Annotated in this window: 23 protein-coding genes and 1 riboswitch; of the genes, 16 read left to right on the top strand and 7 right to left on the bottom strand. The window is 73.1% G+C overall.

The window, feature by feature from the left end; all coding sequences use genetic code 11:
- Positions 1-169: 169 nt before the first annotated feature.
- From GA0070216_RS04940 to GA0070216_RS04925, 4 genes are all read right to left on the bottom strand, one after another.
- A complete protein-coding gene (locus tag GA0070216_RS04940) occupies positions 170-1,156 on the bottom strand; it encodes a LacI family DNA-binding transcriptional regulator (RefSeq protein WP_245722305.1) in 987 nt (328 codons plus the stop codon).
- A 95-nt stretch (positions 1,157-1,251) separates the two neighbouring features.
- Positions 1,252-2,091: a carbohydrate ABC transporter permease gene (locus tag GA0070216_RS04935; protein ID WP_091239601.1), complete on the bottom strand. Its 840-nt coding sequence runs from the start codon at positions 2,089-2,091 to the stop codon at positions 1,252-1,254.
- Positions 2,088-3,086 (bottom strand): carbohydrate ABC transporter permease, encoded by a 999-nt coding sequence (locus tag GA0070216_RS04930; RefSeq protein WP_091239598.1) that lies wholly within the window; start codon positions 3,084-3,086, stop codon positions 2,088-2,090. Before GA0070216_RS04930 ends, GA0070216_RS04935 begins: the two co-directional genes overlap by 4 nt.
- Positions 3,087-3,141: 55 nt before the next feature.
- Positions 3,142-4,434: an extracellular solute-binding protein gene (locus GA0070216_RS04925; RefSeq protein WP_091239593.1), complete on the bottom strand. Its 1,293-nt coding sequence runs from the start codon at positions 4,432-4,434 to the stop codon at positions 3,142-3,144.
- Between the two features lie 245 nt (positions 4,435-4,679).
- On the opposite strand from GA0070216_RS04925, the gene GA0070216_RS04920 reads away from it, so the two are divergent.
- The 5 genes from GA0070216_RS04920 (at position 4,680) to GA0070216_RS04900 (ending at position 10,572) form a co-directional block, all read left to right on the top strand.
- The gene (locus GA0070216_RS04920) at positions 4,680-6,305 is read left to right on the top strand and encodes a glycoside hydrolase family 43 protein (protein ID WP_091239591.1); all 1,626 of its coding nucleotides are present in this window, start codon (positions 4,680-4,682) and stop codon (positions 6,303-6,305) included.
- A 303-nt stretch (positions 6,306-6,608) separates the two neighbouring features.
- Positions 6,609-7,802, top strand: coding sequence for an endo-1,4-beta-xylanase (locus tag GA0070216_RS04915; protein WP_091239588.1), 1,194 nt, complete (start codon positions 6,609-6,611; stop codon positions 7,800-7,802).
- 7 nt (positions 7,803-7,809) lie between these two features.
- Complete coding sequence (locus GA0070216_RS04910) at positions 7,810-8,412, top strand: polysaccharide deacetylase family protein (protein ID WP_091239584.1); 603 nt, start codon at positions 7,810-7,812, stop codon at positions 8,410-8,412.
- A gap of 599 nt (positions 8,413-9,011) precedes the next feature.
- On the top strand, positions 9,012-9,497 hold the full coding sequence (locus tag GA0070216_RS04905; protein WP_091240843.1) for a hypothetical protein: 486 nt from the start codon (positions 9,012-9,014) through the stop codon (positions 9,495-9,497).
- A gap of 43 nt (positions 9,498-9,540) precedes the next feature.
- Positions 9,541-10,572, top strand: coding sequence for a DUF817 domain-containing protein (locus GA0070216_RS04900; RefSeq protein ID WP_091239583.1), 1,032 nt, complete (start codon positions 9,541-9,543; stop codon positions 10,570-10,572).
- 6 nt (positions 10,573-10,578) lie between these two features.
- Here the strand turns inward: GA0070216_RS04900 and GA0070216_RS04895 are convergent, their stop codons facing one another.
- A complete protein-coding gene (locus GA0070216_RS04895) occupies positions 10,579-11,484 on the bottom strand; it encodes a DMT family transporter (protein WP_245722304.1) in 906 nt (301 codons plus the stop codon).
- 49 nt (positions 11,485-11,533) lie between these two features.
- Between GA0070216_RS04895 and GA0070216_RS04890 the strand changes: the two genes are divergently transcribed.
- Positions 11,534-12,961 (top strand): aminotransferase-like domain-containing protein, encoded by a 1,428-nt coding sequence (locus GA0070216_RS04890; RefSeq protein WP_091239578.1) that lies wholly within the window; start codon positions 11,534-11,536, stop codon positions 12,959-12,961.
- Between the two features lie 162 nt (positions 12,962-13,123).
- Here GA0070216_RS04890 and pdxY read toward each other — a convergent pair whose 3' ends face one another.
- Together pdxY and GA0070216_RS04880 are read right to left on the bottom strand one after the other, a co-directional pair.
- On the bottom strand, positions 13,124-13,975 hold the full coding sequence (pdxY, locus tag GA0070216_RS04885; protein WP_091239574.1) for a pyridoxal kinase PdxY: 852 nt from the start codon (positions 13,973-13,975) through the stop codon (positions 13,124-13,126).
- A gap of 206 nt (positions 13,976-14,181) precedes the next feature.
- Complete coding sequence (locus GA0070216_RS04880) at positions 14,182-16,137, bottom strand: copper resistance CopC family protein (RefSeq protein WP_091239570.1); 1,956 nt, start codon at positions 16,135-16,137, stop codon at positions 14,182-14,184.
- Positions 16,138-16,443: 306 nt separating this feature from the next.
- Here GA0070216_RS04880 and GA0070216_RS04875 point away from each other — a divergent pair, with 306 nt between their 5' ends.
- From GA0070216_RS04875 to GA0070216_RS04830, 10 genes are all read left to right on the top strand, one after another.
- On the top strand, positions 16,444-17,013 hold the full coding sequence (locus GA0070216_RS04875) for a sigma-70 family RNA polymerase sigma factor (protein ID WP_091239567.1): 570 nt from the start codon (positions 16,444-16,446) through the stop codon (positions 17,011-17,013).
- Positions 17,014-17,089: 76 nt separating this feature from the next.
- Positions 17,090-17,887 (top strand): zf-HC2 domain-containing protein, encoded by a 798-nt coding sequence (locus tag GA0070216_RS04870; protein WP_091239564.1) that lies wholly within the window; start codon positions 17,090-17,092, stop codon positions 17,885-17,887.
- Between the two features lie 94 nt (positions 17,888-17,981).
- Complete coding sequence (locus GA0070216_RS04865; RefSeq protein WP_091239562.1) at positions 17,982-18,578, top strand: copper chaperone PCu(A)C; 597 nt, start codon at positions 17,982-17,984, stop codon at positions 18,576-18,578.
- Between the two features lie 23 nt (positions 18,579-18,601).
- Positions 18,602-19,816 carry a Dyp-type peroxidase gene (locus GA0070216_RS04860; RefSeq protein WP_425413136.1) on the top strand — a complete coding sequence of 405 codons (1,215 nt, stop codon included), beginning with the start codon at positions 18,602-18,604 and terminating at the stop codon, positions 19,814-19,816.
- A gap of 19 nt (positions 19,817-19,835) precedes the next feature.
- Positions 19,836-20,405: a copper resistance CopC family protein gene (locus tag GA0070216_RS04855; protein ID WP_091239554.1), complete on the top strand. Its 570-nt coding sequence runs from the start codon at positions 19,836-19,838 to the stop codon at positions 20,403-20,405.
- 318 nt (positions 20,406-20,723) lie between these two features.
- Complete coding sequence (locus GA0070216_RS04850; protein WP_091239551.1) at positions 20,724-22,208, top strand: PepSY-associated TM helix domain-containing protein; 1,485 nt, start codon at positions 20,724-20,726, stop codon at positions 22,206-22,208.
- A gap of 104 nt (positions 22,209-22,312) precedes the next feature.
- Positions 22,313-22,381: riboswitch (cobalamin riboswitch) on the top strand.
- Positions 22,382-22,441: 60 nt separating this feature from the next.
- A complete protein-coding gene (locus tag GA0070216_RS04845; protein ID WP_218108131.1) occupies positions 22,442-22,645 on the top strand; it encodes a CbtB domain-containing protein in 204 nt (67 codons plus the stop codon).
- Positions 22,636-23,451, top strand: a complete 816-nt coding sequence (locus GA0070216_RS04840) for a CbtA family protein (protein ID WP_091239546.1) — start codon at positions 22,636-22,638, stop codon at positions 23,449-23,451. Before GA0070216_RS04845 ends, GA0070216_RS04840 begins: the two co-directional genes overlap by 10 nt.
- Complete coding sequence (locus GA0070216_RS04835) at positions 23,448-24,065, top strand: histidine phosphatase family protein (protein WP_176738835.1); 618 nt, start codon at positions 23,448-23,450, stop codon at positions 24,063-24,065. The genes GA0070216_RS04840 and GA0070216_RS04835 overlap by 4 nt, the downstream gene beginning before the upstream one ends.
- 237 nt (positions 24,066-24,302) lie before the next feature.
- Positions 24,303-24,962: a TOPRIM nucleotidyl transferase/hydrolase domain-containing protein gene (locus GA0070216_RS04830; RefSeq protein ID WP_091239542.1), complete on the top strand. Its 660-nt coding sequence runs from the start codon at positions 24,303-24,305 to the stop codon at positions 24,960-24,962.
- The last annotated feature ends 6 nt before the right edge of the window (positions 24,963-24,968 follow it).

The raw sequence follows: 24,968 nt of genomic DNA, 5'->3' as shown, positions 1-24,968 counted from the left end.
CGAGTGGTCACGCTGGCTCCCGAGCGTGACGACGCCAGAACAGTCTGGCATTCGATGACTGTCGATGCAATGCCGTCCGATCGGGCCGCCCGGGCCCGTCCGATCGGCCACGACGCACCGCTCCCGGCGACGATCGGCCGACCGCAGACCCGGGTCGGGTCGGATCGGATCAGCGGCTACCCGGTGCGGCGGCGCTGTCGCGGACGACCAGATCGGTGGCGAGCTCGACGCGGGGGCTCTCGATCGTCTCACCGCGGGCCAGCCGCAGCACCGTACGGGCGGCCAGCATGCCCATCTCGGCCAGCGGTTGGCGGATCGTGGTCAGCGGCGGGGAGCACCACCGGACCTCCGGCAGGTCGTCGAACCCGACCACGCTGACGTCGTCGGGCACCCGCAGGCCACGCTTGCGGACCGCCTCGTAGACCCCGAGCGCCATCTGGTCGCTGGAGGCGAAGATGGCGGTGGGCGGCTCGGGCAGGCCCAGCAGGTGCATGCCGGCGGTGTAGCCGGACTCGTGGTAGAAGTTGCCCGGCCGGACCAGCCGGTCGTCGACGGCGAGGCCGGCGGCGTCGAGCGCGGCCCGGTAGCCGTCCATCCGGGCCCGGCTGCACATCAACTGCGGAGGGCCGGCGATGAAGCCGATCCGCCGGTGGCCGAGGCCGAGCAGGTACTGGGTGGCGCGCAGGCTGCCCGCCCAGTTGGTCGCCCCGATCGTCGGGGCCTCCTGGGGGGCGACCCCGGCGGGATCGACGATGACCACCGGTAGCCGCAGCCGGCGCAGCTCGGCCTGCAACGGCGGCTCCACCATCGAGGTCACGAAGATGACGCCCTCGGTGGACCGGGTGCGCATGTTGTCGAGCCACTGCTTGGCCGACGAGGTGCGCCGGTGGATGGCCGAGACGACCGTGCCGGCCCCGCTGGCCTGCGCGACGTCCTCCACCCCCCGGATGATCTCCACGGCCCAGGGGCTGTCCAGGTCGTTGAAGACCAGGTCGATCAGGGCGGACTGGGTCCGTCGCGCCGCCGAGCGGGGCCGGTAGCCGTGCCGGGTGAGCAACTCCTCCACCCGTTCCCGGGTCTGCGGGGCGACGTCGGACCGGCCGTTGATCACCCGGGAGACCGTGGGCACGGAGACGCCCGCCAACCGCGCGATCATCGCGATGGTGACGTTTCTGCCGTTCTCGGAGCCCACGGTCGCCCTTTCGTCTGGGGGGAACTACGGTCGCAGAAGGCTATCGCAGCAGGTCGGCGTCACCCCTTCACGCTGCCGGACAGACCACCGATGAGCTGACGTTCGGCGATGGCATAGAAGCCCAGCGCCGGGATCATCGACAGCACGACATACGCGAGCACCTTCGCGGTGTCGTCGGAGTACTGGCCCTGGAACGCCTGGACCCCGAGCGGAAGCGTCCACCAGCTCTGGTCGGTGAACACCACCAGCGGCAGCATGAAGTTGTTCCAGCTGCTCACCAGGGCCAGCACCGAGACCGTGGCCAGGGCGGGCCGGGCCATCGGCAGCAGGACCCGCCAGAAGAACCCGAAGGGACCGCAGCCGTCGAGGGTCGCCGCCTCCTCGACCTCGCCGGGAATGGTCCGGAAGAACTGCCGCAGGATGATGATGGTGATCGGCAGACCGAAGGCGGCCTGGGGCAGGATCACCCCGAGCGGGTTGTCCAGCAGCCCCATCCCGCGCAGCAGGATGAACAGCGGCAGGATCGCCACCGCGAACGGGAACATCAGCCCGATCGCGAAGATGGTGACCAGGAACTCCCGCCCCCGGAAGGCGAACCGCGCGAAGACGTACGCGGCCATCGCCGCCGCCGCGACCACGACGAACGTGCTGGCCACGGCGATCAGGACGCTGTTGCCCACGTTGCGCCAGAACACCTCGGCGGTGAAGATCTCGACGTAGTTGCCGGGCACCCAGGGGTCGGGCAGGCCGAGCGGGTTGGTGGAGAGCTGCCCGTTGTCCTTGAACCCGCCGATCACCCCGAACCAGACCGGCACGACGATGAGCGCGCCGACGACGATGCAGACGAGGTGCAACACGAGGCGGCGGGCCCGCTGGGCCGGGTTCGCCGGGCTGGTCATCGCTGGTCTCCTTGGACGGTGAGAGCGCCCTCGGTGTCCCGACGCAGGACGACGCGCTGGTAGATGAGGGCGAAGACGAGGCTCAGCAGGAACATGATGATGCTGATCGCGCTGGCGTAGCCGACCTCGAAGCGGCGGAAGCCGAACTGGAACATCGTCACGGCCATGGTCTCCGAGGCGTGGATCGGGCCACCGCCGGTGAGCACCCAGACCATGTCGAACAACTGGATGGTGCCGATGACCGACAGGAACACGCTGATCCGGATGGTCGGACCGAGCAGCGGCAGGGTGACGAGCCGGAACGCCTGCCACGCGTTGGCCCCGTCGGTGACCGCCGCCTCGTTGAGCTCCTTGGGGATGTTCTGCCGGGCGGCCAGGAAGAGAATCATGTAGAGGCCGAAGTACTTCCAGGAGACCACCAGGAAGACGGCGTACAGGACGGTGTCCGGGTCGGCGAAGACGGCGCCGGCATCGGCCCCCAGGAACCGGGAGATCGCGTCACCCAACCCCCGGTTGGGCGAGAACACCAGGTTGAACAGGACCGCGGTGGTGACCTCGGAGAGCACGTACGGGGCGAAGAAGATCACCCGGTAGATCGCGCGTCCCCGCAGCGGCTGGTTGAGCAGCATGGCCAGGCCCATCGCGACCGGCAGCTGGACCACCAGGGAGAGCACGATCAGCACGAGCCCGTGCCACAGGTCGCCCCGGAACACCGGGTCGGCGAAGGCCCGGGTGTAGTTGTCCAGCCCGATGAAGTTCTCGGGCAGGCCGAAGCCGTTCCACTTGTAGAGGCTGGCGTAGCTGGCCACCACGATGGGCGCCAGCACCAGCAGCAGGAACAGCAGCAGGGACGGGGTGAGGAAGACGGCCAGGGCCCGGCGTCGGCCCGGCCGGGGCCGGCGGCCGGTACGGCGTACGCCGCCCGGCCCCGGCTCCGACGGGTCGGTCACTCGGCCGCCGGGTACCGCACTCGACACGGTCGATGGCGTGGTCATGCCTGCTCCACTCAGTTCTCGCCGGCGGCTGGTGATCGATGGGGTGGGGACGTCACTACTGGGTCTTCGCCACCTGGGTGATGTCCTTGAGGATCTGTGCCGGTGACTTGCTGCCGGCGACCAGGGCGGCGACGCTGTCGTTGACCTGCTGGCCGACGGCCGGCGGGTAGGCCTGGTCGAGGTAGAGCTGGAAGCCGGTGGCGGCGGCCAGCGTCTGGGCGACGACCTTGTTGTTCGGGTCGGCGACGGCGTCGGTGGCTTCCTTGACCGTCGGCAGCACCGCGCCGGTCTTGGTGCTCCGGCGCTGCACGTCGACGCTGAGCAGGGTCTTGAGGAAGTCCAGGGTGGCCGGCGGGGCGTCCTTGCCGACGGCGAAGCCGTTGCCGCCACCGAACACCTCGGTGGCCGAGCCCTTGCCGCCGTCGACGGCCGGGAACGGGAAGAACCCGAGCTTGTCGCCGAGCCCCTTCTTGCTGGTGGAGCTGGACGCCTGCACCGACGGGGCCCACTGCCCCATCAGCTCCAGGGCGGCACGGCCGTTGCCCATCGTCGCGGCCTGCCCGTCCGGCGAGCCGTACTCCGCGCCCAGGAAGCCCTTCTGGAACGGCTGGAGGTCGACCAGCTCCTTGAGCCGCTCACCGGCGGCCACGAAGTCGGGGGTCTCGAAGTTCTTGTCCTTGGCGGCCTGCTGGAGCGCGCCGAGCCCGCCGATGCGCATGGACAGGTAGGCCCAGTAGAAGTGGGCCGGCCACTTGTCCTTGCCGGCCAGCGCGACCGGGGTGATCCCGGCGGCCTTGAGCTTGCGGACCACGTCGAGCAGCTCGGCCCAGGTGGCCGGCGGCGCGGTGATCTGGGCCTGGGCGAAGAGGTCCTTGTTGTACCAGAAGCCGACCATGCCGATGTCGAACGGCACCCCGTAGATCTTGCCGTCCACGGTGTAGGGCTCCAGGGACAGCGGCAGCAGGCTGTCCTTCCAGGGGGCCACCGTCTCGGTGAGGTCCTTGACCAGACCCGCGTCCACCTGCTGCTTGAGCACCCCACCACCCCAGGACTGGAAGAGGTCCGGCGGGGAGCCGGCCTGGGTCGCGGTGGTCAGCTTGGCCTTGAACGCCTCGTTCTCCAGCGGCTGGATCTCGATCTTCACGTTGCTGTGTGCGCCCTGGTACTCCTGGGCGACCGCCGCCCAGACCGGCAGCATCGGCTCGGTGTTCTGGATGTGCCACCAGTTGATGGTCTGCGGGGCGTCCGGGTCGTCGGAGGCGTCGTCGCTGCAACCGCTGAGCAGGTACGCGCCGGCACCGGCGCCGACGAGGCCGAGCAGCGATCTGCGGGAGAGGTGCGCGGTCATGATCAATCCCTTCGGGGGACTCACGAGGTGCTCGGGTGCCGGTCGAGCCGGCGATTTCGAAACGTGTATCTCCGGAACTTTCAGAGCGTCGCCGGTATTACCGATCGATGGCGGGCACGCTACGAGTTGTTTCCGCGCGGGTCAAGACCTCTGTCCTATCGCGAGGAAAACGGCTAGCGTGTGCAGGGCTTCACCGACCATGGCCATGATTCCGAAAGTTTCGAGAGCTGCCCCGAGGAGTGCCCGTGTCGACCGACACCGCTGAAGTGGCGACCGCTGCCCGGTCGATCCGCAATCCTGTCCTCGCCGGATTCCACCCGGATCCGTCGATCCTGCGCGTCGGCGACGACTACTACCTGGCCACCTCGACCTTCGAGTGGTACCCGGGGGTGCGCCTGCACCACTCGCGCGACCTCGTGCACTGGCGACAGCTGGGCGGGATCATCACCGACCGCCGCCTGCTCGACCTGCGCGGCTGCGGCGACTCCAACGGGGTCTGGGCACCCGACCTGACCTACCACGACGGCCAGTTCCACCTCGTCTACAGCGACGTGGCCAGCTTCGCCAGCGGCTACTGGGACCCGCAGAACTTCCTGATCACCGCGTCCGACATCACCGGCCCCTGGTCCGAGCCGGTGAAGTTGCACGGGCGCGGCTTCGACGCCGCCCTGTTCCACGACGACGACGGCACCAGCTGGCTGCTCGCCATGAGCGCCGACTGGCGACCCGGCCGGGACCGCTTCGGCGGCATCGAGATCCAGCAGTACGACCGGGCCGCGCGCCGCCTCGTCGGCCGGCCCCGCATCCTGTTCACCGGCACCCCGGTCGGGGTCACCGAGGGTCCGCACCTCTACCGGCACGACGGCTGGTACTGGCTGATCACCGCCGAGGGCGGCACCAGCTGGGAGCACCAGGTCACCGTGGCCCGGTCCCGGGAGCTGTTCGGGCCGTACGAGGTGGACCCGGACGGCCCGCTGCTCACCTCCGTGGGTCGCCCCGACCTGCGGTTGCAGAAGGCCGGCCACGGCAGCCTGGTGCGCACCCCGGACGGCGGGTGGTATCTGGCCCACCTGGTCGGCCGCCCCTACTCCCCGCTGGGCAGCTGCGTGCTGGGCCGGGAGACGGCCATCCAGCACGTCGAGTGGCCGACGGACGGTTGGCCCCGCATCCCCGGCGGAGTGCCGGCGGACGAGGTCGTCGCGCCCGACCTGCCGGCGCACCCGTGGCCGGCGGAGCCCGCCACCGACGACTTCGACGCCGCCGAGCTGGGCCCGGCCTGGTCGACGTTGCGCCGACCGGCCACCCCGGACTGGATCGACCTGCGGTCCCGCCCGTCGCACCTGCGGGTGCACGGTGGGCAGTCCCCGGTGGGCCGGCAGGCCCCCAGCCTGGTCGCCCGGCGGGTCGGCGCGACGCGGTGCGCCCTCGACACGGTGGTCGAGTTCGACCCGGTCGACCACCGCCAGTTGGCCGGGATCACCGCCTACTACAACACCCTCAACTGGCATCACCTCTACCTGACCAGGACGGACGACGGGCGCACCGTCCTGGAGCTGCTCAGCTCCGACAACGGCCGGCGCACCGCCCACCCGGAGCTGACCGTCGACACCGACGGCGGCACCCGGGTCGGCCTGCGGGCGGAGTTCGACGGCCCAGTGGTCCGCTTCGGCTACGACCTGGGCGCGGGCTGGCAGCAGCTCCCGATCGACCTGGACGCGACCATCCTGTCCGACGAACACGCCGCGCTGATCATCGACGGTGAGCCGGCGGCCTGGGGGTTCACCGGGGCGTTCCTCGGGCTCTGGGTCCAGGACCTCGGCGGCGACGGCGGCCACGCCGACTTCGACCGGGCCACCTACCAGGAGCACTGACCGTCCCACACCCACCACGACCGGCTCCGGGTGGAGCCGGTCGTGGTCGTGCCCGGGGGCAGCATCCGATCGATTCTCGAAACTGTTGCGATGATCGACCAAGGGGGTTGACCAGGAGTTCCGGAAGTTTCGATGGTTGACCCGGGGGGCTCGCGCTCGTAACGTTCCAGGCGGCTTCCGGAAATCGATGTTCAACTATCGGACGCTCCGGTGCGACCGGCCACCCCCACGGTGCCGGTGCCGCGCCCCTCCCCCACCCTCGCCGCCGTCGACCCGTCGACGCGCCTCGGGAAAGGACCGCAGATGATGCTCAGACGGTGGATGGCTGCCGGGTTGGTCGCCGTCGCGACCGCCGGCGTGTTGAACGCCGTGCCGGCCACGGCGCAGCGACCGTACGACCCGACCGCGCAGAGCCTGCGCGCCCTGGGCCAGCGCCACGGCCTGTACGTCGGCACCGCGGTCGACATGGCCGCCCTCGCCGACCCCGCCGAACCCCGCTACCGGGAGATCGTGCGCGATGAGTTCTCCACGGTCACCGCGGAGAACGTGATGAAGTGGGAGTCCCTGGAACCCACCCGGGGCAACTACGACTGGTCGGCGGCCGACGAACTCGTCGCCACCGCCCGACGCAACGGCCAGAAGGTCCGGGGTCACGTGCTGGTCTGGCACAGCCAACTGCCGAAGTGGCTGACCGACGGGGTGGCCGACGGCTCCATCGACAACGCCGAGCTGCGGTCGATCCTGCGCCGGCACATCACCACCGTGGCCAGCCGCTACCGGGGCAAGATCTGGCAGTGGGACGTGGTCAACGAGGCGGTCAGCGACCCCTGGGACACCCCGTCCACCCTGCACTACAAGGGTTTCTGGGCCGAGCACCTCGGCCCGGGCTACGTGGCGGACGCGTTCCGCTGGGCCCGCGCCGCCGACCCGACCGCCCTGCTGTTCTACAACGACTACAACATCGAGGCGTTCGGCTCCGGCGACCCGGCCAACGACAAGACCCAGTTCGTCTTCGACATGGTCAAGGGCCTGCTGGGCCGGGGCGTGCCGATCGACGGGGTCGGCAGCCAGGGCCACCTGGGCACCCAGTACGGCAACTACGACACCCTCCAGGTCGCCGACGCGCTGCACCGGTTCGCCGGGTTGGGGCTGTCCACCGCGTTCACCGAGGTCGACGTGCGCAGCCGGTTGACCGACGGGGTGCAGGCCGGCGACTCCGAGGAGATCAACCCGCGGCTGCAGGCGTCCGCCGCGAACTTCCACGTGCTGTTGCAGGCCTGCCTGGCCGAGCCGCGCTGCCTGTCGTTCACCGTCTGGGGTTTCACCGACCGACACTCCTGGGTGCCCGGCACCTTCGACGACCCGCCGCAGGGCCTGGCCACCATCTACGACGAGAACTACCAGCCCAAGCGGTCGTACCAGTTGATGAAGGCCGACCTGATCTACGCCGGCCCGCCCTACGTGCGGACCCGGGCGACGCCGAAGCCGCGCCGGTAGGCCGGCGGTGAGCGCCGACATCGTCGACACGGCCCGGGGCGGCGGACGGACGGTCAGCTTCACCTTCGACGACGGCCCCAATCCCACCGACACGCTGCGGCTGCTCACCGTCCTACGCCGGCACCGGATCGCCGCCGTGTTCTTCCTGTGGGGCGACCACGTCAGCGCACACCCCGAGGTGGTACGAAAAATCGTGGCCGACGGCCACCACCTGGGCAACCACAGCATGCACCACGACGACATGACCTCCTGGTCACCCGACCGGATCGAGGCGGATCTGCGGGCGACCAACGAGGCCATCCGGCGGGCCGTACCAGCGGCTCGGATCCGGTACTTCCGCGCGCCCTACGGGGCCTGGGGGGCGAGTCCCGCCGTGTCCGCCGCGCTGGGCATGCAGCCGCTCGGCTGGCGGCTGGCCGTCGGGGACTGGGAGCCGCCGGGCACCGACGAACTCGTCCGTCGACTGCTCGACGGGGTCACCCCCGGCGCGGTGGTGCTGCTGCACGACGGCGGCGGGGACCGCAGCCAGACCGTCGACGCGGTCGACCGCGTCGCGCCCGTGCTGAGGTCCCGCCGCTGGCGGTTCACCCTGCCGGGCAGGCAGGCCTGACCGGCCGGTCCGCCTGCCCGGCAGGGCGTCGCCCGGGTGCGCCCACCGCCGGTACGCCTGCGGCCCGGTGTGCCGCCGCATCACCTCGATGACGCAGCGGCACACCGGTGCCGACGGGTTGCGGCAGAGGCTCCTGGCCCAGGTCGACGTGCAACCGCCAGGGTCCCCGGTTCCCAGCACCAGGGGCAGGGCCGCCGGCAGTGCGGCACGGTTGCCGTTACCGAGGGTACGCAGCGGGATGACGGAGAGGTAATCCCGCTGCCCGTCGACGGGTGGCCCCACCACGTTGTACCGGCCGGTCTCGGCGGGCACCGCACGCGCCGGCCCCGCCGGAACCACCAGCGCGATCCCGACCAGCAGCACCGTGCCGCAGGCCAGCAGCACCGCGACTAGGCTCGCCGCATCCCCACCATCGCTCTCCACACCTCGATCCCACCGACATCCTCCCGTCCCGGCCCCCTTGTACGAACCGGGGTGCCGACGGTTCAACCCGAGCGGAGTCGGCCTGCGCGACGGGGTGGTCCAGCGGTGGCGTCCCACCCCGTCGGTCGTACGTCGCCCGCGCGGACCGTGTCCGGGGGCCATGCCAGGATGTGGCGGTGTCGTATCCCCCTCAGCCCTCGTACCCGGCCGCGCCCGGCGGCGTCACACCGATGATCGCCTACCCCCACCCGATCCCGCCGCCCCCGGGGCACGCGGTGCTGACCGTCTCGGTCAATCGGGGGCCCTACCTGGTGCCCGCCCCGTCCACCAGCCGGTTCAAGGTCGACGGTCGGTTGGTGGCGATCCCCGGCGAGGGCACCTGGTACGTGGCCGTGCCGGCCGGGCCGCACGACGTGCGCTACACCGACTTCATGGGCATCCCCGTCATCACCACCGCGCTGGTCACCCAGCCCGGGGTGGTGTACCCGTTGTCGTTCCGCTTCGGTGGCTGGCGCAACCGGGTCCACGACGGGCAGGGCACCGACGTGACGAAGTTCGGCATGTGGTCGAACTACAGCATCCTGCTGGTCACGCTGGCCGTGCTGGGGGTGCTCTGCTGCGGTGGCTTCGGTCTCGTCGCCGCGCTCTCGACGTCCCCCTGACCGTCGGCCCCCGCCCGGCCGGGACCCGGTAGCGTCGCCACCGATGCCTCCTGCGCCCGGACCGGCCGGTCTGACCACGACGGAACGTGCGGTCGATGCCCGCTTCCGCGCGGTCCTGGCCCGGCTGCCCCGACGTGGACCGGCCGGCTGGCTGGTGGAGTTCCTGGTCTTCGGGCTCAAACAGGCCTGGGCGTGTGTGTTCGGAGGGGCGATGCTGGCCGTCATCCTGGCGGCCCGGCTCTGGTATCCGCAGGACGCCGCCCTCGCCCGCAACGACCTGCTGACCGCCGCCGCGGTCGCCATCCAGGTGGCCATGCTGGCCGGACGCCTGGAAACCCTGCGGGAACTGCGGGTGGTGCTCCTGTTCCACCTGGTCGGGACGGCCATGGAGTTGTTCAAGACGCACGTCGGCTCATGGTCCTACGCCCCGGACGGCATGCTCCGGCTGGGCGCGGTGCCGCTGTTCAGTGGCTTCATGTACGCCGCGGTCGGCTCCTATCTGGTACGGGTCAACCGACTGTTCGACCTGCGTTTCGCCCGCTACCCCCGGCGTGGGGTGACGGCCCTGGTGGCGGTCGCGATCTATGCCAACTTCTTCACCAACCACTACCTTCCGGACGTCAGGTGGCCGCTCATCGCCGTCGTCGCGATGGTGTTCGGCCGCTGCGTGATGCACTTCCGGGTCTTCCGGTTCCGGCTGCGGATGCCGCTGCTGTTGGCCTTCCTCCTGGTCGCCTTCTTCATCTGGCTGGCGGAGAACATCGCCACCTGGTCACAGGCCTGGCTCTACCCGGGCCAGGTGGCCGGTTGGGACCCGGTGTCGCCGACGAAGCTCGCCTCATGGTTCCTCCTCATGATCATTTCAGTGGTCCTGGTCACCTGGATCTCGCCACCGCGACCGCCGGAGCCACCACGACCACCGGAGCCACCGCGACCGCCGGGACAGGAACGGCCGTGGGAAGGAGAACGGCCGGGAGAGCCGGAACAGCCAGCGTCACGGGAACCCCCCGCAGGGGCCGGGCCCGCGGTTCCCGCCGGCACGCAACGATCTGGTGGCGACCGACCGGAACCCTGACCGGGGCTACCCGTGGACGGGGTCACGGGCCGGGGGCGGGGTCGACGCCGGGGTCCGGTCGCGGGTGCGCTGGATCAGCACGACCAGCACCAGCACCAGCAGGGCGGCGCCGAGTGAGGCCGCCGGGACGCGCTCGCCGAGCAGCAGCGCCGACCAGAGCAGGGTGAGCACCGGCTGGGCGAGCTGGAGCTGGCCGACCCGGGCGACCCCGCCTCGGGCCAGGCCCGCGTACCAGGCGAAGAAACCCAGGAACATGGAGACCACGGTCAGGTAGCCGAACGCCGACCAGGCTGAGGCGTCCGCCTGCGGCGGGTGGGCCACGGCGGCGACGAGGGTGGCCGCACCGGTGGCCGGCAACGCGTAGCGCAGCGCCCAGCAGATCGTCCGGGCGCCGCCCAGCTCGCGGGCGAGCGCGCCGCCCTCGGCGTACCCCAGGCCGCAGAGCAGGACCGCGACGAGCAGGAACAGGTCCGACGGGGCCAGCGCGCCGCGCACCGCGCCGCCGACTCCGAGGAAGAACAGCACCGCCAGCAGTCCGCCGCCGCTGGCGATCCAGAACAGCGGCGGCGGGCGTTCGCCGCTGCGCAGTACCGCGAACACGGCCGTCACGGCGGGCAGCGCGGTGATCACGACGGCCCCGTGCGCGGCGGTCCGGTCGATCAGCGCCAGCGAGGTGAACAGCGGGAAGCCGACCACCACGCCGAAGGCGACGATCGCCAGTCGCCGGCGTTGGGCGCGGGTGGGCCGTGGTGCGCCGGTGAACCGTAGGTAGGCCCAGGCCAGCAGCCCTGCGCCGACGGCCCGGCCGAAGGCGACGAACCACGGGTCGAGCTGCTGCACCGCGACCCGGGTGGCCGGTAGCGACATGCTGAAGGCGAGCACGCCCAGCGCGCCGAGGGCGAGGCCGGTCAACCGGTTGGCTGTTACCGCTGTCGGCGCGGTAGCGCTACTGTGGTCTCTCATGGATGACGGTAACGCAGCTGATCGTGTTATCCAAGATCTGCGCCGGTTGGTGGCCGCCGCCGATCCGGGTGCGCGCCTGCCGTCGGTGCGGGAGCTGACCGCCCGGCACCACGCCTCCCCGGTCACCGTCGCCGCAGCCGTCCGGCACCTCGTCGCCGAGGGCCTGATCGAGGCGCGCGCCGGTCGGGGCACCTTCGTGGCCGCCCCGCCCCGGCAGCGACACGTCGCCGACCTGTCCTGGCAGACCGTGGCGCTCGGCCCCGGACAGCCCGGCGAGGACGAGATGCAGGCGCTGCTGGCGCTGCCGCCCGCCGGGGCGATCGCGCTCTCCGGTGGCTACCTGGACGCCGACCTCCAGCCCGCCGCCGCGCTCGGCGCCGCGCTCACCCGCGCCGCCCGGCAGCCCGCGTCCTGGCAGCGCGGCCCGGCGCACGGTCGGGCGGACCTGCGCGCCTGGTTCGCCCGGGAGGCCGGGGGCGGGCTGCGCGCGGAGGACATGGTGATCTGCTCGGGTGGGCAGGCCGCCCTGTCGTCCACGCTGCGGGCCCTCGCCGCGCCCGGCGACACGCTGCTCGTGGAGTCGCCGACCTACCTGGGCGCGTTGGCCGCCGCCCGGGCCGCCGGGCTGCGGGTGGCCCCGGTGCCCGCCGACCCCGACGGGGTACGCCCCGACCAGCTCGCCGGCGCGTTCGCCCGGACCGGCGCGCGGTTGTTCTACTGCCAGCCGTTGTACGCCAACCCGCACGGCGCGACGCTCGCGGCCCACCGCCGGGCCCGGGTGGCCGAGGTGGTACGCGATGCCGGGGCGTTCCTGATCGAGGACGACTACGCCCGTGACCTCACCATCGACGGGCCGACCCCACCGCCGTTGGCCGCCGACGATCCCGACGGACACGTCGTCTATCTGCGTTCGCTGACCAAATCCGCCGCCCCGGGGCTGCGGGTGGCCGCGATCGGCGCCCGTGGCCCGGCCGGTCACCGGCTGCGGGCGGCCCGGCTGCTCGACGACTTCTTCGTCGCCGGGCCGCTGCAACAGGCCACCATGGAGTTCGTCACCGCACCCGCCTGGGAGCGGCACCGACGTGTCCTGCGTACCGCGCTGCGCGCCCGCCGTGAGGCCCTGCTGACCGCACTGCGCCGGCACCTGCCCGCGCTCGACGGGCCGCCGGTCCCGCGCGGCGGCCTGCACCTCTGGGTCCGCCTGCCGGACGGGACCGACGACGTCGCGGTGGCCGCCGCCGCAGCCGCCGCCGGCGTCATCGTCTTCCCCGGCCGCCCCTGGTACCCCGCCGAACCCCCGGCCCCGCACCTGCGCCTGAGCTACGCGTCCGCCCCGCCCGACCTGATGGACGAGGCCGTCCGCCGGCTCGCCCGCGCCCTGCCGGCCGGTGGGCGCGACGGCACGCCGGTCACCGCCGACCGGTGAGGGCACACCGGCCCGCGCGGTGGTCACCGCGACGACGCGGGCCGGCCCTGCCGGCCAGGATGACGGCCAGGTCGCCGCGCCCGGCGTCGGGCGCTGTCGTGGCAGGACCTGCACCCGCCACGACCGGCGGCCGACTGGGTGCCTCCCGCCCCTGCCGGCCCGTCAGCGCAGCTTGCGGGCGGTGAACCGGGCCGGCGGGTCGGCGATGGCGTCCTGGGCGGCGACCAACTGGATCTCCCGGGTGCCCGCCGCGAGGGTCCGCTCCAGCACGGTGAAGACCGAGGCGATGGTCCGCTCCAGGGCCGTCGCGGGTGAGCCCGTGGTGCGCAGGTGGGCGAGGTAGAGCGCGGCGGTGACGTCACCACCGCCGTTGGGGCTGATCGGCAGCAGGGGCGTGGTCACCGCCCAGGCACCCCCGTCCGAGACGGCCACCACCTCCAGCGAGCCGTCCGGCACGTCGCCGTGCAGCACGCTGGTGACCAGGACGTCGCGGGGCCCGGTCGCGCGTACCACGTCGACGGCGTCCAGCACCTCGGTCAGCGTGGTGGTCGTCCGGCCGGCAAGGAAGTCCAGCTCGAAGTGGTTCGGGGTGATGATGTCGGCGCGCGGGACCACCACGTCCCGCAGGTACTCCGGGATACCGGGCCGGACGAACATCCCCCGACCGGTGTCGCCCATCACCGGGTCGCAGCAGTACACCGCGTCCGGGTTGGCCGCCCTGATCCGGTCCACCGCGTCGAGGATCACCGCGCCCATCGCCGGGTCCCCCTGGTAGCCCGACAGCACCGCGTCGGCCGTGCCGAGCACCCCACGGTCGGCGATGCCCTCGATCACCTCCGCCACGTCGGCCGGGGCCAGCAACGGCCCACGCCACGCGCCGTACCCGGTGTGGTTGGAGAAGTGCACGGTGAGCACCGGCCAGACCTCGTGTCCGAGGCGCTGCAGGGGGAACACGGCCGCCGAGTTGCCGACGTGGCCGTAGGCGACCGAGGACTGGATGGACAGGATCTTCACCGGCCCATCATGGCCGCTCCCACCGACACCCCGGGTACGGGCCCACCGATTCACCCTGCCGACCCTGCTGGTTCATCCCGCCGGCCCGCCTCCGCCAGCCCGCCCGGCGCGGCCCCGGTGCACGCGGGCCCGCCGGGGGGCACGGGTCCCCCCGGGATCGCCGGGTACGGGTCACCGGGACCGGCACCCAGGTCACAGGTCACAGGTCACAGGTCGAGGGTGTACTGCGCGGTGTGCACCTTCCCGTCGACCTGGAAGTCGAAGAACGCGCGGTAGCGGCCCGTGCTCGGGGCGGTCAGCCAGAACCGGACCGTCCCGTCCACCAACTCCTGCTCCGGGTGCACGTGCACGTAGCCCAGGTCGCCCTCCCGCACCACGACCAGGTGCCCGTACGCCCCCAGGTAGCGCTCCAGCCGGGCCGGCTCGACGCCGTCGGGCCGGAAGGACAGTGGCACCGTCACGCCCACCGTCGGCGTACCGGTCATCGTCACCGTGAACGGCCCGGCCGTGGACCGGGGTGCGGCCGGCGGCAGCGGGACCGGGGTGTGCGCGCCGGGCACCTGGTGGTCGACGCCCAGGACCAGCGGCACCGTGCTGCCGTCGGCGGCGGTCACCGAGAAGTCGGCATAGATGCGGTAGCCGCCCGGCCGGGCCAGTGTCAGTGGGACGGTCCAGGTGCCGTCCGCCGCCATGGTGGGATGCAGGTGCTGGTAGCCGCTCAGGTCGCGACCCACCACCACCAGGTGCAGTTGCTTGTCGTGGACGACGGCGAAGCGGGTCGCCGGCTGCCCGTCGGTGCCCACGATCCGGAACCGGTAGTCCGCCCGTACGCCCGCCGGCTGGGTCCTGGCCTCCGGCTGCACGGTGTAACCGCCGGCGTTCACCGACAACCCGGTCACCTGCGCCGCGCCGTCACCGGGATGGGTGTGCGCTCCGGTGCCGGGCCCGTGCTGGTGCCCGTCCCCCGCCGACACCGCCGCCCCGGTGACCGGCGGCGCTGCGGCGGTGCGGTCGACGGGCCGGGTGCCGGAGCCGAGCCGACCGAGCCCGAACCCCGCCAGCAGGGCCACCACCAGCCCTCCGACGAGCAGTGCGAGACCCGTGTTGCCCAGCCGCGACCCCCGGGCCGACGCGACCTCGGCCACAGCGGCTGTCGTCCCGGTCGTGGTGGCTGTCGTCCCGGTCGTGGTGGGTGCGGCCCCGGTCGCGACGGGTACCCCCACCCGTTCGGTGACCACCGCACGCGGGGCGGCGGCGGGACGGGTCACCCCCTGGCGACCGCCCGCCGACTTCGACCGTCCGACCCGGGCACCGGTGCCGGACCGGGCGACCGCCCCCTGGCCGCGAGGCCGGCCACCGGCGCGGCCGGCGGGCCGACCGACGGGCCGGGCGGCCGGGACGGGGCGACGACGCCAGGCCGCGAAGCCGACCGCCGCCACGACCAGCACCGCGCCGCCGGTCCAGGCCAGCCACCCGAGTCCCCCCTCGTCGTCGCCGGGGGCGGCGGCCGACGGGGAGGCCGCGGCGGCGGCCGTCGAGGGGGCCAGCGGGACGGCGGAGGCGGTCGGCCCGCCCGGTGCCGCGCCGCCGGAGTGGCCGGAGGTGGCGTGCTGCTCGGCGGCGGCCACCAGTGCCGGGTCCGGCTGGTCGACCGGTGGCCGCCAGCCCTGCGGCGCGGCGGTCGCCCGTCCGCTGTACCGGAAGCTCATGGTGCCCCGCACCGGTTCTCCGTCGGAGGCCACCGACAGGTAGCTCACCGCGTACTGCCCCGCCGCCGGCAGGTGGGCCAGCGTCACCACCGCCGGGAACCCGGTGCTGTACTCCTTCGGCTCGAACTTCCCGTTGACCAGCAGGTACTCCCGTACCGGCTTGTCCAGGGGGCGGGGCGAGCCCTGCTGCCAGCCGTTGTCGACCCGACCACCACCGGGCCCGGTGACGGTGAAGTAGGCGTTGGCGGCGACCTGCTCGGTGAAATAGAGCTCCACCGTCGTCAGCGCCTCGGTCACCGTGGCGTTGGCCGCCGGGATGGACATCGCCAGCGTGCCGTGCGCCTGCGCCGGGCGGGCGGTGGGGAGCAGGACGACCGCCGAGGCGAGCACGAACGCGAGGAGGGCCGCGAGGGCACGCCCGGTGGGCCCGGTGGCTGGAGGGGGACAGCGCATCGGATCATCCTCACGAAGAGCGGACTTCGATCAATAGTTCACCAACTTTTTACGCAGATGGCAAAAGTTTTGGCTACAGCGTCCCAACATGAGGCCGATGTGCTCAAAGCTCACCCACGGCTCCGGACCCCGCACCCGGCGGAGACCGGGCGGATGCTCTCCGCCGTGGATGCGGTGATCCGCTGGCCGTTTCCGCCCGTACCAGTGGGCGAGGGTGACACCGGGCATGCCGTACGCTCGCCCGGGACCTACTACACCCCGTCGTGACCGTTGACGGGCGGCGGAACCGGACACGGAGGTGGGCAGGTGAGCGACGACGACGCGGAGGTCACCGCGTGGGCGTTGGCCGCGGGTCGGGGTGACCGGGAGGCTGCGGCCCGGTTCATCCGGGCGACCCAGCAGCACGTACGACGGTTCGTCGCCCACCTGATCAGCCCGGCCGAGGCCGACGACCTCACCCAGGAGACCTACCTGCGGGCGATGCGGTCGCTGCCGTCGTTCGCCGCCCGTTCGTCGGCCCGGACCTGGCTGCTCGGCATCGCCCGCCGCACCGCCGTCGACCACGTACGGGCCGCCACGTCGAGGCCGCGTACGGTGCCGTTGTCCGAGTGGCACGACACCCCGGACCCCCGGGGCAGCGGCTTCGACGGCGAGGTGGTCCTCAACGACCTGCTGCGGTCCCTGCCCGCCGACCGGCGGGAGGCGTTCGTCGCCACCCAGGTCCTCGGCCTGTCCTACGCCGAGGCGGCCGAGGTGTGCGGCTGCCCGGTCGGCACCATCCGGTCCCGGGTCGCGCGGGCCCGGGAGGATCTCGTGGTGGCGGTCGACGGCAACCCCCGGTCGATCCGACGCAGGCCGGGAAGCGCCGCCGGCTGACCGCTGACCTGGGCCGCGACGGCAGCCCGGGGAAAGTTGCGGGAACCATGACGCCCTGCGGTACGACTACCGCTACATGGGGTGTGAGCAGTGGCGTGAAGTCCTGTCGGCGCAGCTGGACGGCGAGGAGACCACCGCCGAGCGGATCGCGGCCGACGCCCACCTGGACGGGTGCGCGGGCTGCCGGGAATGGTGCGACCGGGCCGCGACGGTGACCAGACGGTGCCGCCTGACCCTCTCCGCCCCCGGTCCCGACCGGCAGCGCCTCACGCTGGCCGTCCCCGGCCCCGACCCCCGCCCCGACCTCGCCGACGTCGTCCTGGCCGCGCTCCCCGCACCCCGCCGGATCCGGGACCGGGTCGTGCTCACCCTGCGCACCGGGCTGGCCCTCATCGGCGCCCTGCAACTGGTGCTGGGGCTGGCGCAGGTCGGGCGGGGCCCGGCGGCCGGCCACGCCCACGGCCCGCTCGACACGCTGGCGTCCGGGCACCTGTGGCACGAGTCCGCAGCCTGGAACATCGCCGTCGGCGCCGGTTTCCTCTTCGTCGCGACCCGGCGCACCCCGACCAGCGGGCTCCTGCCGACTCTGAGCGCCTTCGTCGGGGCGCTGGTGCTGCTCTCGGCCAACGACCTGGTCACCGGTCGGGTGGAGCCGGCCCGGCTGGTCAGTCACGGTTTCCTGCTCACCGGTTACCTGATCGTGGTCGCCCTGTCCCGACCCCGGCTGCGACCGGACGGTCCGGCGGGGCGTGGCCAGCGCGACCGTCCGGCGTGGCGGCTGACCGCGCACGACGTGCCCACCACCACGCCGACGCTGCGCCTGGTGCCGCCGCACCCCGGTTCGGCGCGGGTCCGCGACCGGTCGGCGGCCTGACCCACCACGAAACGACGATGCCGACCGGCCGGAACTTTCGGGGCCCGGTGACCGACCAACGGGACAGAGCATCAGCACAACGGAGGAAGAACCCATGCGCCCCACCGGTCCACTCGGCTCGAATCGACGCCCGTCAGTCCTCCTCGCCACCGCCGCAGCGCTGCTGGCGCTCGGCATCGCCGGCTGTGGCCCGGCCGATCCGGCCGCAGCTCCGCAGTCGAGCGCTTCGGCCCCGGCAAGCGCGGTCGGGGGGGTGGTCGACATCCGTGACCCGTGGATGAAGGCGGCCGACAAGGGCATGACGGCGGCCTTCGGGACCCTGGTCAACGACAGCGACGCCGACGTGACGCTGACCGGCGCCACGACGTCGGTGTCGTCGATGGAGCTGCACGAGATGACCATGAAGGACGGAAAGATGGTCATGCGGCAGAAGGAGGGGGGCATCGTGATCAAGGCGAAGGGCACCCATGTCCTGGAGCCCGGCGGTGACCACCTGATGCTGATGGATCTGCGTCAGCCGGTGAAGGCCGGTGACGCCCTCACCGTGACCCTCACCTTCGGCGATGGTCGGACCCAGCAGTTCACCGCGGTGGCGAAGCCGTTCACCGGGGCGCAGGAGAGCTACGCCCCCGGCCACGGCGCGCCCATGCCGGGCATGAGCGGGCAGCCGACGGCGAGTCCGGCGTCGTGACCGCGACCCCGACCGCCCGGGTGGTGAGCCGGCGGGGTCTGCTCGCCGGCGGGGCGTTGGCTGCGGGTGGGGCGGTGACCGGTGGGGCGGTGGTCGCCGCCGCCACCGGTGACCGGGAGGCCGGTGGCCGGCCGGCGGTGGCCGCGCCCAGCCCGGTGGCGGCCGTCGGTGCGCTGGTGGAGCCGTTCCATGGTCCCCGGCAGGCCGGGGTCACCACCGAGCCACAGGCGCACGGAGCGTTCGTCGCGTTCACCCTGCGACCGGGGACCGACCGGGCGGCGCTGGGCCGGTTGCTGCGGCTGCTCAGCGACGACGCCGCCCGGCTCACCCAGGGCCGGCCGGCGTTGGCCGACACCGAGGCGGAACTCGGGTTGCTGCCCGCCCGACTCACCGTGACCTTCGGTTTCGGCCCCGGCCTCTACCGGGCCGCCGGTGTCGACGACCGCCGGCCGCCGTCGGTGGTGGACCTGCCGGCGTTCCGTGTCGACCGGCTCCAGCCGGCCTGGTCCGGTGGTGACCTGCTGGTGCAGATCTGCGCCGACGACGCGGTCACCGTCGCCCACGCCCAACGGGTGCTGATCAAGGACAGCCGGCCCTTCGCCACCGTCCGTTGGGTGCAGCAGGGTTTCCGGCGCAGCCCCGGCGTCGAGCCCGCCGGTCACACCCAACGCAACCTGTTCGGTCAACTCGACGGCACCGCCAACCCCCGCCCCGGGCCCCCGCTGGACACCGCCGTGTGGGTGCCCGACGGCCCGGCCTGGCTCAAGGACAGCACCACCCTGGTGGTCCGCCGGATCAGCATGAATCTGGAGACCTGGGACCTGCTCGGCCGCACCGACCGGGAACTCGCCATCGGCCGTCGCCTCGACACCGGCGCCCCGCTCACCGGCACCGCCGAACACGACGAACCCGACTTCGCCGCCACCGGCGACGACGGCCTCACCGTCATCCCGGACTTCTCCCACCTCACCCGGGCGCACGTCACCGACGACCGGCTGAAGATCCTGCGCCGTCCCTACAACTACGACGGCACACCCACCCCGCAGGGGCACGCCGACAGTGGACTGATCTTCGCCGCCTACCAGGCCGACATCACCACCCAGTTCCTGCCCATCCAACGACGACTCGCCGACCGGGACCTGCTCAACGAATGGACCACCCCGATCGGCTCCGCCGTCTTCGCCGTCCCGCCCGGCTGCCCATCCGACGGCTGGATCGGCCAGCAGGTGCTCGGATGAGCCGGTCCCGCGGAGCGTCATGATCACCTCGACCTGCCGGCCCGCCGTCGTCCGGCTCGCCGCCGCACTGCTGGCCACCGGACTGGCGCTGCTCGTCGCCGCAACGCCGGCCTGGGCGCACAACAGCCTCAGCTCGGCCTCCCCGGCTCGGGAGGCGACCCTGTCCCGCGCGCCCACCGAGATCACGCTCGAGTTCCTGGCCCGGCTGGACCCGGCCTTCACCACCATCGTGCTCACCGACGGGACGAAACGGCGCGTCCCCACCGGCGATCCGGTGGTCGACGGGACGAAGAGCACCGTCCAGGTGACGGACACCCTGCCCAACGGGACGTACACCGTCGCGTACCGGGTGGTGTCCGCCGACGGGCACCCGGTGCAGGGGTCGTACCCGTTCACCGTGGCCGACCCCGCCGACCGCGCCGCGCCGACCGTCGCCCCCACCACCGCGTCGGCTTCCCCGGCCGCCGCCACGGCCGGGGACGACGGCGGCGGCCGGGGCACCGTCCTGGGCGTGGCCGGTAGCGCGGTGGTCGCCCTGGCGGTGGCGGTGGGCGCGCTCTGGTGGCGACGCCGGTCGCTGCGCCGCTGAGCGCGGGCCAGCGCGACGCCGGTCGCTGCGCCACCGAGGGCCGGTCGTCCGCCGGCACGACGACGGACCGTCCAGTGTCGACCCCGGTCGCTGTCGGCCGGCACCGGCACCGCCGGTGCCGGTGCCGGCAGGGGTTTCCGGCACCGGCGGCGACGGTGGTCCTGCGGCGTCGCGTCCCGTCGGGACATTCCCGGGAACCGTAGGGGCGTCCGCTCCGACTATCTCACCGGGCGACGCCGGCACCACGAACGCGGGCTGACCCGTCCGCAGGCACGGGGCGACCATCGGGTACATCCCGACTATTCCGATCGGATGAGTATGTCTGTCACTGAGTTGCCCGGCACGTCGAGGCCGGAAGCCGCGCCACCCGCCGACCCGCCCATCCGGCCGGCCCGTGGCGGCTCCCCCTTCGGCGCGTTGCTGTTGCGGCTGCACTTCTACGCGGGTGTGCTGGTCGCGCCGTTCCTGGTGGTCGCCGCGCTGACCGGGTTGGCGTACACGGTCGCGCCGCAGGTGGACGGGGTGCTCTACGGCGACCGGATGACGGTGGCCGAGGTGGGTGAGCGGCCGCTGCCGGTGGCCGACCAGGTCGGGGCGGCCCGCAACGCCCACCCCGAGGGCAGTGTCGCCTCGGTGCAGCCAGGAGCGGGCGACCAGGCCACGAGGGTGGTGTTCGCGGCCCCGGAGTACGGGGAGAAGCAGCACACCGTGTACGTCGACCCGTACACGGCACGGGTGCAGGGGCAGCTGACCACCTGGTTCGGCTCCACGCCGGCCACCACCTGGCTGGACGACCTGCACCGCAACCTGCACCTGGGGGTGGTCGGCCGGCACTACTCGGAGCTGGCCGCGAGTTGGCTGTGGATCATCGCGCTGGGTGGGGTCGTGCTGTGGTGGCGACGCCGCCGGGCCTCCCGGGCCTCCCGGGCCACCGTGCGGCATCTGCTCGTGCCGGACCTGTCCGCCGCCCGGGGTGTCCGCCGGACCCGGGGCTGGCACGCCACCCTCGGGGTCTGGCTCACCGTCGGCCTGTTGTTCCTCTCCGCGACCGGGTTGACCTGGTCCCGGTACGCCGGCGCGAACTTCGGCGCCGGCCTCGACTCCCTCGACGCCCGCGCCCCGCTGTTGTCCACCGCCCTCACCGCGACGCCGAACGGCCCGGCCGACACCGACGGCGGTGGCCATCACGGTGCGTCCGGGGCGGGCGGGGTGGTCGAGTCGGCCGCCTTCGACCGGGTGCTGACCGCCGCCCGGACGGCCGGACTGGCCGGCCCGGTCGAGATCGCCCCGCCCGCCGAGCCGGGCTCGGCCTGGACGGTCACCCAGGTCGACAACACCTGGCCGGTCGCGAAGGACCGGGTCGCCGTCGACCCCGCGACGGCCACGGTCACCGCCCGCAGCGACTTCGCCGACTGGCCGCTGCTGGCCAAGCTCAGCGGCCTCGGCATCCAGGCCCACATGGGTGTGCTCTTCGGCCCGATCAACCAACTCCTGCTCGCCGCGCTGGCTCTCGGGCTGCTCTGCGTCATCGTCTGGGGCTACCGCATGTGGTGGCAACGCCGCCCCACCCGCACCGACCGGCGCGCCCTCGCCGGCACCCCACCGGCCCGGGGCGGCATCCGCGCCCTACCGTGGTGGGTCCTGCTCGTCGGCGTGCCGTTGACCGCGGCGATCGGCTGGGCGCTACCCCTGTTCGGACTCACCCTCCTCGCCTTCCTCACCATCGACACCGTCGTCGGGGCGGCGGCCCGACGGCGTCGTCGCGCCGCCGCCCCCATCTCACCGGTGCCCGCCGGTCGATGACGTGCCGTCCCCGCCGGGTGTCTCACATTCGGCGGGGACGGCGATTGACCGGCCGGGGGTCGCGCCGCTACGGTCGAGCCACTATCTGCGGCGTCGCGAGGTAAGCCGGTGAGATTCCGGCGCGGTCGCGCCACTGTGAGCGGTCCCGTCATCGACGGGTCCGCGAGCCAGGACGCTCGGTCGTCCGCAGCCTTGCGATGGGGACGCGTCATCCCCGGGAAGGTTCGTGTCCCATGTCGAGTTCCACTCCCGCCCAGCCGCTGGTCCACCCCGTCGGGTCGGCCCGCGTGTGGGGGACGGCTCTGGCCGTCGTCGGCGTACTCCTCCTGCTCACCTACCTGGTCGCCTTCGACCAGGGCGCGGTCTCGCGCAGCGGCATGTACCTGCACGAACTCATGCACGACGGCCGGCACCTGCTCGGTGTCCCGTGCCACTGACCACCACCCACAACCCACCCACGTTCGCCACCGTCCTGCTCCGCGGTCTGCTCGCCGGTCTCGTGGCCGGCCTGCTCGCGGGGGCGTTCGGCTATCTCGTCGGAGAACCGCGCATCGAGGCGGCCATCGCGATCGAGGAGGCGGCCACCCACACCGGTCCGGTGGCCGACGACCACCACGAGGACGAACTGGTCGGTCGGGACGGTCAGCGGGCCGGCCTGTTCCTGGCCACCGGGCTGTTCGGGACCGCGATGGGTGGTCTGTTGGCGACCGCGTACGTCCTGCTGCGCCGTCGCCTGCGTGCCACGGACGACGGCCGGTCGGCGCTGCTGCTCGCCGGCGGCACCCTGCTCGGCGCGGTGCTCGTGCCGTTCCTGAAGTACCCGGCCAATCCCCCGGCGGTCGGCGATCCCGACACCATCGATCAGCGCACCGTCGCCTACCTGGCGCTGGTGGTGCTCGGCCTGGTGGCGGTCTGGGCGGGCACCCTCGGCTACCGGTCGGTCCGCGCCGACGCGCCGGTCTGGCAACGGTTCGGTGCCGGCATCGGCGGATTCCTCCTGGTCACCGTCGTCGGCTATGTGGTCCTGCCGTCGTTCCAGGAGGTTCCGGACGACTTCCCGGCGACCCTGCTGTGGAATTTCCGGTTGGCCTCCCTCGGCACCCAGGTGGTGCTCTGGGCCGCGATCGGCCTGCTGTTCAGCGCCCTGATGAGTCGGGGCGGCGGACGGCCGGAGAGCGCGCGGCACGCGGACGACCGCTCCGGCGAGCCGGCGATCGGTCAGGGAACACCGGCCCACCTGTGACCGCGACCAGCCTGCGGCTGGTCGCCCACGCGCACACCGCCGCCCTGCGGCGCGCGGTGTTCGGCGCGGGTGACGACGACCTGGACGAGGGCGGCCGGCAGGCCGCTCTCGCCCTGGTCGGCCCCGGCCGCCACGCCACCCTGGGCAGGGTGGACGTCTGCCTGACCAGCCCGTCCCCGGCGGCGGTGCAGACCGCGTACGCCATCGGGCTGCGCCCCACGGTCGAGGCCGCGCTGGCCGACTGCGACTATGCCGGCTGGGCCGGGCGGAGCCTGGCGGACGTGGGGGCGCGGGAGCCCGAGGCGTTACGGCAGTGGTGGGGGACGCCGGAGGCCGCGCCGCACGGCGGGGAGTCCCTCGCCGCGCTGCGCGACCGGGTCGGGGGCTGGCTCGACGATCAACTCGCCCCGGGCGTCCGGATCGCTGCCGTGACCCATCCGATGGTGGTCCGGGTGGCGATCGTGCACGCGTTGCGGCTTCCGATGGCCGCGTTGCCCCGACTGGACGTCGCCCCGCTGGCGGTGGTACGGCTCAGCCGGCACGGCTCCCGGTGGCAGCTCCAGTTCACCGCACCGCAGGTCGGATCGGGTTCGGAACGCCGGCCGCCAGGGTGATCACCCGGGCCGCCGGTCCCCGGCCGTGCTCCGGGAACTGCTCGGCCGGGGGCCGCGCCCACCACTGGCCCGCCGCCATTCCCAGTGCCGCGCAGTCCGCCGCCATTCCCGGTGGCGCAGTCCGCCGCCTTTCCCGGTGCCACGGTCCGCCTGCCTGGTCGGGGTGTGCCGCCAGGCGGGCGACCGCCTGGCGAATCCGGGTGGCGGCCCGGGACGGTGGTTGCGAGACTGCCACCTGTGCGAGAGCCGGACCGTTTCCGCGCCGCCGTCGGCACCTGGGCGGCCGGCGGCGCGGACGCCGCAGGGGCGGCGGTGACCGCCCGCCGCCTGGCCGGTGACGGGGTGGCCACGGTCGTGCTCGTCGAGGGGGTCAGCGACCGGAGCGCGGTCGAGGCGTTGGCCGTGCGGCGTGGCCGCGACCTGACCGGCGAGGGCGTCTGCGTGCTGTCGATCGGGGGCGCGATGAGCGCCGGCCGGTTCCTGCGGCTGCTCGGCCCGCCGGGTCTCGGCCTGACCGTCCGGGGTCTCTGCGACGAGGCCGAGGAGGGCTGGTTCCGGCGCGGCCTGGAGCAGGTCGGCCTCGGTGTCGACCTGAGCCGGACCGCGATGGAGGCGCTCGGCTTCCCGGTGTGCGTCGCCGACCTGGAGGACGAGCTGATCCGCGCGCTGGGTCCCTCCGGTGTCGAGGACGTCCTCGCCACCGAGGGCGACCTGCCCAGATTCCGGGTCTTCCAGAACCAGCCCGCCCAGCGCGGTCGGTCCGTCGAGCGGCAGCTACGCCGGTTCCTGGGCACCACCAGCGGCCGTAAGGCGAGGTACGCCGCCGCACTGGTGCACGCCCTCGATCTGGACCACGTCCCCCGACCGTTGGACCGGCTGCTCCCCGGCGGCGGGTAGGGTCGC

This window comes from Micromonospora matsumotoense (assembly GCF_900091525.1).
In the GTDB taxonomy this organism is placed as follows: domain Bacteria; phylum Actinomycetota; class Actinomycetes; order Mycobacteriales; family Micromonosporaceae; genus Micromonospora; species Micromonospora matsumotoensis.
This window is presented reverse-complemented; position numbering and strand designations above follow the sequence as displayed.

What these genes read in the sequence shown, in the direction of transcription:
- GA0070216_RS04940 (WP_245722305.1), bottom strand. Translation starts at nt 1,156, where the DNA reads ATGATCGCGCGGTTGGCGGGCGTCTCCGTGCCCACGGTCTCCCGGGTG.
- GA0070216_RS04935 (WP_091239601.1), bottom strand. Translation starts at nt 2,091, where the DNA reads ATGACCAGCCCGGCGAACCCGGCCCAGCGGGCCCGCCGCCTCGTGTTG.
- GA0070216_RS04930 (WP_091239598.1), bottom strand. Translation starts at nt 3,086, where the DNA reads ATGACCACGCCATCGACCGTGTCGAGTGCGGTACCCGGCGGCCGAGTG.
- GA0070216_RS04925 (WP_091239593.1), bottom strand. Translation starts at nt 4,434, where the DNA reads ATGACCGCGCACCTCTCCCGCAGATCGCTGCTCGGCCTCGTCGGCGCC.
- GA0070216_RS04915 (WP_091239588.1), top strand. Translation starts at nt 6,609, where the DNA reads ATGATGCTCAGACGGTGGATGGCTGCCGGGTTGGTCGCCGTCGCGACC.
- GA0070216_RS04900 (WP_091239583.1), top strand. Translation starts at nt 9,541, where the DNA reads ATGCCTCCTGCGCCCGGACCGGCCGGTCTGACCACGACGGAACGTGCG.
- GA0070216_RS04890 (WP_091239578.1), top strand. Translation starts at nt 11,534, where the DNA reads ATGGATGACGGTAACGCAGCTGATCGTGTTATCCAAGATCTGCGCCGG.
- GA0070216_RS04880 (WP_091239570.1), bottom strand. Translation starts at nt 16,137, where the DNA reads ATGCGCTGTCCCCCTCCAGCCACCGGGCCCACCGGGCGTGCCCTCGCG.
- GA0070216_RS04870 (WP_091239564.1), top strand. Translation starts at nt 17,090, where the DNA reads ATGGGGTGTGAGCAGTGGCGTGAAGTCCTGTCGGCGCAGCTGGACGGC.
- GA0070216_RS04865 (WP_091239562.1), top strand. Translation starts at nt 17,982, where the DNA reads ATGCGCCCCACCGGTCCACTCGGCTCGAATCGACGCCCGTCAGTCCTC.
- GA0070216_RS04855 (WP_091239554.1), top strand. Translation starts at nt 19,836, where the DNA reads ATGATCACCTCGACCTGCCGGCCCGCCGTCGTCCGGCTCGCCGCCGCA.
- GA0070216_RS04850 (WP_091239551.1), top strand. Translation starts at nt 20,724, where the DNA reads ATGTCTGTCACTGAGTTGCCCGGCACGTCGAGGCCGGAAGCCGCGCCA.
- GA0070216_RS04845 (WP_218108131.1), top strand. Translation starts at nt 22,442, where the DNA reads ATGTCGAGTTCCACTCCCGCCCAGCCGCTGGTCCACCCCGTCGGGTCG.